The sequence below is a fragment of the Frankia gtarii genome (assembly GCF_025403375.1).
Taxonomy (GTDB): Bacteria; Actinomycetota; Actinomycetes; order Frankiales; family Frankiaceae; genus Frankia; species Frankia gtarii.
Genome location: NZ_JAMPTM010000313.1, coordinates 1 through 7,442, shown reverse-complemented (window position 1 = coordinate 7,442; position 7,442 = coordinate 1). Strand labels below are relative to the sequence as shown.

At 72.5% G+C, this 7,442-nt stretch carries 5 protein-coding genes; 1 reads left to right on the top strand and 4 read right to left on the bottom strand.

The window, feature by feature from the left end; all coding sequences use genetic code 11:
* Nucleotides 1-47 precede the first annotated feature (47 nt).
* From NBZ83_RS28015 to kdpF, 4 genes are read right to left on the bottom strand one after another with little or no spacing between them, the layout of a single operon-like run.
* Complete coding sequence (locus NBZ83_RS28015) at nucleotides 48-950, bottom strand: potassium-transporting ATPase subunit C (RefSeq protein ID WP_261576125.1); 903 nt, start codon at nucleotides 948-950, stop codon at nucleotides 48-50.
* 3 nt (nucleotides 951-953) lie between these two features.
* A complete protein-coding gene (gene kdpB / locus NBZ83_RS28010) occupies nucleotides 954-3,239 on the bottom strand; it encodes a potassium-transporting ATPase subunit KdpB (protein ID WP_261576124.1) in 2,286 nt (761 codons plus the stop codon).
* Complete coding sequence (gene kdpA / locus NBZ83_RS28005; RefSeq protein ID WP_261576123.1) at nucleotides 3,239-4,975, bottom strand: potassium-transporting ATPase subunit KdpA; 1,737 nt, start codon at nucleotides 4,973-4,975, stop codon at nucleotides 3,239-3,241. Before kdpA ends, kdpB begins: the two co-directional genes overlap by 1 nt.
* On the bottom strand, nucleotides 4,975-5,064 hold the full coding sequence (kdpF, locus tag NBZ83_RS28000; RefSeq protein ID WP_261571252.1) for a K(+)-transporting ATPase subunit F: 90 nt from the start codon (nucleotides 5,062-5,064) through the stop codon (nucleotides 4,975-4,977). Before kdpF ends, kdpA begins: the two co-directional genes overlap by 1 nt.
* A gap of 259 nt (nucleotides 5,065-5,323) precedes the next feature.
* Here kdpF and NBZ83_RS27995 point away from each other — a divergent pair.
* On the top strand, nucleotides 5,324-7,442 hold a 2,119-nt coding region (locus tag NBZ83_RS27995), incomplete at its 3' end, for a sensor histidine kinase (protein WP_261576122.1).

Genomic DNA, 7,442 nt, shown 5'->3' with positions numbered 1-7,442 from the left:
GGGCGAGCCACCCGACCCGGGCGAGCCACCCGACCCGGCCGCCGGGCTCACCGCCGCGCCGGGGTGAGCGCGTCCAGCGCCCGGTTGAGGCCCAGCACGTTGACCGCCGGCTCGCCAAGGAAGCCGAGGCTCCGGCCGGTCGTGTGGTCGCGCACGATCGTGGCGACCTGGCTCGCGGGCAGGCCGCGGACCCGGGCCACCCGGCGGACCTGAAGGTCAGCGTAGGCGGTGCTGATCTGCGGGTCGAGGCCGCTGGCGCTGGCGGTGACCGCGTCGGCGGGGACGGCGGGGTGCGCGGGGGCGTCGCCGCGGATCAGGACGCGCTGGCCGGCGGCGATGTCGTCGGTCAGGGTCCGGCAGCTCACCGGCAGCCCGGCGTAGGTGGGCAGGAACGGCCGGGTCGGGCAGAGCTCGTTGACGCTGACGACTCGCGTCACCCGACCGTCGTAGCCAGGCCCGGCGTGGTAGACGGCGAGCACGGCGCCGACCCCGGAGACGGTGCAGTACGGCCGGCGGCCGTCGACGCCGTCGAGCGCCCCGACCGCCTGGCTGCGCGCGCAGACCTGGGTGAGCAGGCTCTGCCGGGACTCGTCGTCGTCCTTGGTGGCGGGGTCGTCGAAGCTGTCGACGACGTCCTCCGGGCCGAGGTTCGACGCCGAGGTGGACGTCGGATCGTAGCCGTCCCCGGCCGCCGACGGTCGGCTCTGGAAGTAGCGCGCCACGGCGTTGCCGTCGGCGTCGGTGAACGACTGGCCGATCAGCGACGAGCCGACCCGCTGGCCGTCGGCGCGGGTGACGAACGAGCCGTCGGCACGGTCGTGCAGGCCCGGCAGCTGGGCGACGGCGAGGATCGCCAGCGGGTAGGCGAGGCCGACGACGACGGTGAATACGAGCAGGATCCGCAGGGCGGCCAGGTGCTGGCGGACCCAGCCGGGCAGTCGCGCGAACATGGGTCAACCCACCCCCGGGATGAACTGGACGAGCAGGTCGATGATCTTGATGCCGACGAACGGCGCGATGATCCCGCCGAGGCCGTAGCGGGACAGGTTGCGCGAGAGCAGGGCGGAGGCGCTGCTCGGCGTGTAGCGCACGCCACGCAGCGCGAGCGGGATCAGGGCGACGATGACGAGCGCGTTGAAGATGACGGCGGACAGGATCGCCGACTCGGGGGTGGCCAGCCGCATGATGTTCAGCCGGTCCAGCCCGCCGTAGACGCCGGCGAACATCGCCGGGATGATCGCGAAGTACTTGGCGACGTCGTTGGCGATGGAGAACGTCGTCAGCGCCCCGCGGGTGATGAGCAGCTGCTTGCCGATCTCGACGATCTCGATGAGCTTCGTCGGGTCGCTGTCGAGGTCGACCATGTTGCCGGCTTCCTTGGCCGCGGACGTGCCGGTGTTCATGGCGACGCCGACGTCGGCCTGGGCGAGCGCCGGGGCGTCGTTCGTGCCGTCGCCGGTCATCGCGACGAGCTTGCCGTCGGCCTGCTCGGCGCGGATCAGCGCCAGCTTGTCCTCCGGGGTGGCCTCGGCGAGGAAGTCGTCGACGCCGGCCTCCTGCGCGATCGCCTTCGCCGTCAGCGGGTTGTCCCCGGTGATCATGACGGTGCGGATGCCCATCCGGCGCATCTCGTCGAACCGTTCCCGCATGCCGCTCTTGACGACGTCGGCGAGCTGGATGACGCCGAGCACCCGGGCGTGCGCCGCCGAGCCGGCGCCAGTGATCTCCCCGACGACCAGCGGTGTCCCGCCCGCGGCGGAGACACCGTCGACGATCTCGCCGAGCTCGACGGGGATCGTCCCGCCGGCCTGACGCACCCAGGCGATCACCGCGCTGGCCGCGCCCTTGCGGATCTGCCGGCGCAGCTCACCGCCAGCCCCGCCCACGCCCACGCTCTCGGTGCCGGCGGCACGCTCGGTGCCGGCATCCGGGTTGACGAGGTCGACGCCGGACATCCGGGTCTGGGCGGTGAAGGGCACGAACGTCGCCGCGCGCAGCTCGCCGGGTGAGCGTTCACGCAGGCCGTGGTGATCCTTGGCGAACACGACGACCGAGCGGCCTTCCGGCGTCTCGTCGGCGAGCGAGGAGAGCTGGGCGGCGTCGGCGAGCAGGGCCGCGTCGACCCCGCCGACCGGGAGGAACTCCCGGGCCTGCCGGTTGCCGAAAGTGATCGTTCCGGTCTTGTCGAGCAGCAGCGTGTTGACGTCGCCGGCCGCCTCGACCGCCCGGCCGCTCATCGCGAGCACGTTGCGCTGGACCAGCCGGTCCATCCCGGCGATGCCGATCGCGGACAGCAGCGCCCCGATCGTCGTCGGGATGAGGCAGACCAGCAGGGACGCCAGCACGATGCCGGTGATCCCGTGGCTGGTCAGGGCGGCCGAGTCGGGGATCGCGGGCTGCTGCGCCTTGGTGAAGATCGCCAGCGGCTGGAGGGTCGCGACGGCGAGCAGAAAGATGACGGTGAGCGCGGCGAGCAGGATGTTCAGCGCGATCTCGTTCGGGGTGCGCCGCCGGTCGGCGCCCTCGACTAGGCCGATCATCCGGTCGATGAAGCTCTCGCCGGGCTGCTGGGTGATTCGCACGACGATCCGGTCGGACAGGACCCTCGTCCCGCCGGTGACCGACGACCGGTCGCCACCGGACTCGCGGATCACCGGCGCGGACTCCCCCGTGATCGCCGACTCGTCGACGCTGGCGATGCCCTCGACGACGTCGCCGTCACCGGGGATGGTCTCCCCCGCGACCACGAGGACGGCGTCCCCGCGGACGAGCCTGGGCGCGGGGACCTCCTCCACCGAGACGCGCTCCCCCGCGGCGATCTCCTCGGCGGTGGGAGCGGCCTGGCCGGGCGACCAGCCGGTCAGGCGGCGGGCGATCGTGTCGGTGCGGGTGCGGCGCAGCGCCGCGGCCTGGGCCTTGCCCCGGCCCTCGGCGACGGCCTCGGCCAGGTTCGCGAACACCACCGTGAGCCACAGCCAGACGGTGATCAGCCAGCCGAACACCGACGGGTCGGCGACTGCGAGCACCGTGGTGAACCCCGCGCCGACCTCGACGATGAGCATGACCGGGTTGCGCCACAGCGTGCGGGGGTCGAGCTTGCGCAGCGCCGCGGGCAGCGAGCGGCCGAGCTGGCGCGGGTCGAGCAGGCCGCCGCCGACCCGTCGCGGCCCGCCCTGGCCCTGGCCCCGGCCCGGCCGCGGCGCGGCGCCGGGCGGGGCGATGACGGTGGTGGTGGTCATCAGTGGATCCCTTCCGCGAGCGGGCCGAGGGCGAGCGCCGGGAAGAACGTCAGCGCGACGATGATCAGAGCGATGGCGCCGAGCATCCCGGCGAACTGGGGCCGGTGCGTCGGCAGCGTCCCGGCGGTCGCCGGGACCGGATGCTGGCGGGCGAAGGAGCCGGCCATCCCGAGCACCAGCAGCATCGGCAGCAGCCGGCCGAACAGCATCGCCAAGCCCAGCGCGGTGTTGTACCAGGTCGTGTTCACCGTGATGCCGCCGAACGCCGAGCCGTTGTTGTTCGCCGCCGAGGTGAAGGCGTAGAGCACCTCACTCAGGCCGTGCGCCCCGGAGTTGAGCATGCCGGCACGCTCGCCGGGCAGGCCCATCGCGATCCCGGTGCCCAGCAGGGCGATCGCCGGGGTGGCGAGGAAGTACAGAGAGGCGAATTTGATCTCTCGGGAGCCTATCTTCTTCCCGAGGTATTCGGGTGTTCGGCCGATCATCAACCCGGCCACGAAGACGGTGACGACGGCCAGCACGAGCATTCCGTAAAGACCGGATCCGGTGCCGCCGGGCGCCACCTCGCCGAGCATCATGTTGAACAGCAGCGTCGCGCCGCCGAGGCTCGTGTAGGAATCGTGGAAGGAATTGACCGCGCCGGTGGAGGTGAGCGTCGTGCCGCTGGCGAACAATGCCGAGTCCGGCACGCCGAACCGGGTTTCCGTGCCCTCCGTCGCCGCGCCGACCGCGACCGGCACCGTCCCGTGGTGCGCGGTCTGGAACGCGGCGTTCACCGCGAAGCTGCCGAGGGCGAGCGCGGCCATGACCGCGACGATCGCCAGGCCCTGGCGGCGATCGCCGACCATCCGGCCGAAGGTGCGCGGCAGCGAGAAGGCGACCGCGAGCAGCAGGTAGATCTCGAACAGGTTCGTCCACGACGTCGGGTTCTCGAACGGATGCGCCGAGTTGACGTTGTAGAAGCCGCCGCCGTTGGTGCCGAACTCCTTGATCGCCTCCTGGCTGGCGACCGGCCCGCCGGTGATCGTCTGATGGCCGCCGGCCAGCGTGGACACCACCCGGTTGCCGTGCAGGTTCTGGATCGCCCCGCCGGCGATGAGGACGATCGCCACGACCACGCAGACCGGCAGCAGGATCCGGATCACCGCCCGGGTGAGGTCCACCCAGAAGTTGCCGAGCTCGTCGCCGGCGCCGACCACGTCGTCCCGGCTGCCGGCACCCCGTCCGCCCGGTCCACCCCGTCCACCCTCGGCGACCGGCGACCGGCGCCGCGCGAAGCCGCGCACCACCGCGATCGCCACCGCGATGCCGACCGCCGCCGAGACGAAGTTCTGCACGGCCAGGCCCGTCATCTGCACGGTGTGACCCATGGTCGACTCGCCCGAATACGCCTGCCAGTTGGTGTTCGTCATGAAACTCACCGCGGTGTTCCAGGCCAGCGCCGGCCCCACCGCGTCGAATCCCAGGTTCAGCGGCAGATGCTCCTGGATGCGCTGCAACAGGTACAGCAGCAGGACACTCACCAGCGAGAAGGCCAGCACGCTGCGGGCATAGACCCCCCAGCGCTGGCCCGCATCGGGATTCACCCCGGTCAGCCGGTAGATCGCCCGCTCGACCCGTAGGTGCCGTTTCGCGGTGAACACCCGGTACATGTAGTCGCCGAACGGACGGTAGGTGACCCACAGCGCGGCGACGAGCAGCGCGACGGCCAGCACACCGGCGACGGACGAGGACATCAGAACCGCTCCGGGAACAGCAGGGCCACGACGATGAAGATTCCCAGACCGATCGACAGCACCAGGCCGGCGATGTTCTCCGCGTTCACAGCCTTTCGACCCCTCGCAGTACCAGCGCCAACAGCGCGAAACATCCCAGCGTCAGCAGGACGTAAACCACGTCTTGCATGCGCCCCTCCTTCATCCCGGCAGGGGCCCAGTAAAGCGCGACGGTGCCCGAAAACGACGATCACTCACACGGTTCTCACGGCGTCCGGCCGGTTTCTCACGGCCCACTAACACCGATCATGAAATAGCGGCCGAAACCGACCTTCCGATGGTTCCCGCGCAGGTGCGGACAGGAGCACCATGGGTGGCGTGCCACGCGGAACACTGCGCATCTACCTGGGGGCGGCGCCCGGGGTCGGCAAGACCTACGCCGCCCTCGACGAGGGCCGCCGCCGTCTCGACCGGGGCACCGATGTCGTCGTCGCCCTGGTCGAGACGCACGGGCGCCAGCACACCGCCGCGATGCTCGACGGGCTGGAGGTGATCCCCCGCCGGTTCGCCGCGCACCGCGGCGCCACCTTCACCGAGATGGACCTCGACGCGGTGCTGGCCCGGCGCCCCGCGGTCGCGGTCGTCGACGAGCTCGCCCACACCAACGTCACCGGCGCCCGCAACACCAAGCGCTGGCAGGACGTCCAGGAGCTGCTCGCCGCCGGCATCGACGTCATCTCCACCGTCAACGTCCAGCATCTGGAGTCGCTCAACGACGTCGTCGGGACGATCACCGGCGTGGCGCAGCGAGAGACCGTGCCCGACGCGGTGGTCCGCGGGGCCGACCAGGTCGAGCTCGTCGACATGGCCCCCGAGGCGCTGCGCCGGCGGATGGCCCACGGCAACATCTACGCCCCGGACAGGGTCGACGCGGCCCTGGCCAACTACTTCCGCCCCGGCAACCTCACCGCCCTGCGCGAACTCGCCCTGCTGTGGCTGGCCGGCAAGGTCGACGACCAGCTCGACCGGTACCGGGCCGAGCACCGCATCGGCGGGACGTGGGAGACCCGGGAGCGGGTCGTCGTCGCGCTCACCGGCGGCCCGGAGGGCGAGACCCTGATCCGCCGCGCGGCCCGGATCGCCTCCCGGACCAAGGGTGCGGAGCTGCTCGCCGTGCACGTCGCCCGCTCCGACGGCCTCACCGGCGCCGACCCCGCGGCTCTGGCCGGGCAGCGGGTGCTCGTCGACAGCCTCGGCGGCAGCTTCCACCAGGTGATCGGCGACGACGTGCCGACGGCGCTGCTCGACTTCGCCCGCGCGGAGAACGCCACCCAGCTCGTCCTCGGCGCCAGCCGGCGCGGCCGGCTCGCCCGGATCCTCAGCCCCGGCATCGGCGTCACCACCACGAACCTGTCCGGGCCGATCGACGTGCACATGGTCACCCACGCCGAGGCCGGCACCGGCTGGCGGCTGCCGCGGGTGCGCAGCGGCCTCACCCCACGCCGCCGGCTCATCGCGACCGCGCTGACCCTGGCGCTCGTCCCCGCCCTGACCGCGGGGCTGGTCCAGGCCCACGGCACCTTCAACCTGGCCACCGAGATGCTCGGCTACCTGATCATCGTGGTGACGGTGGCGCTGATCGGCGGGTTCTGGCCGGCGCTGCTGTGCGCCCTGGCCAGTTCCCTGCTGCTGAACTACTACTTCACCCCGCCGCTGCACCACTGGTCCGTCGCGGAGGGCAACAACGCTCTCGCCCTGGCCGGCTTCGTCCTGGTCGCGACGATGGTCAGCCGCGTCGTCGACCTCTCCGCCCGCCGCTACGGCCAGGCGGTGCGCGCCTCCGCGGAGGCGGCGACGCTGTCGGTGCTCGCCGGCAGCGTGCTGCGCGGCGAGGACGCGCTGCCCGCCCTGCTCGAGCGGGCCCGGGAGACGTTCGCCATGACCTCGGCGACCCTGCTCGAACGCGACGGCGACGGCGACGGCTGGCGCACGGTGCTCAGCGTCGGCCCCGAGCCGTGCACCCGGCCCGAGGACGGCGCGGTGGACGTCCCCGTCGGCGACACCCTCGCCCTCGCCCTGACCGGACGGCCGCTGCCGGCGGCGGACCGCCGTATCCTCGCCGCCTTCGCCGCCCAGGCCGCCGTCGCCCTCGAACAGCGCCGCCTGGCCGAGGCCGCCGCGCAGGCTGTGCCCATCGCCCAGGCCGACCGGGTCCGCGCCGCGCTGCTCGCCGCCGTCAGCCACGACCTGCGCACCCCGCTCGCCGCCGCCAAGGCCGCCGTCACCGGCCTGTGCTCCGCCGAGGCCGTGCTCAGCCGGGACGAACGCGACGAGCTGCTCGCCACCGCCGACGAGTCCCTTGACCGGCTCACCCGCCTGGTGGAGAACCTGCTGGACATGTCCCGGCTGCAGGCCGGAGCGCTGAGCGTGTTCCCCCGCCCGATCGGACTGGACGATGTCGTCCCCCGCGCCCTCGACGAGCTCGGCC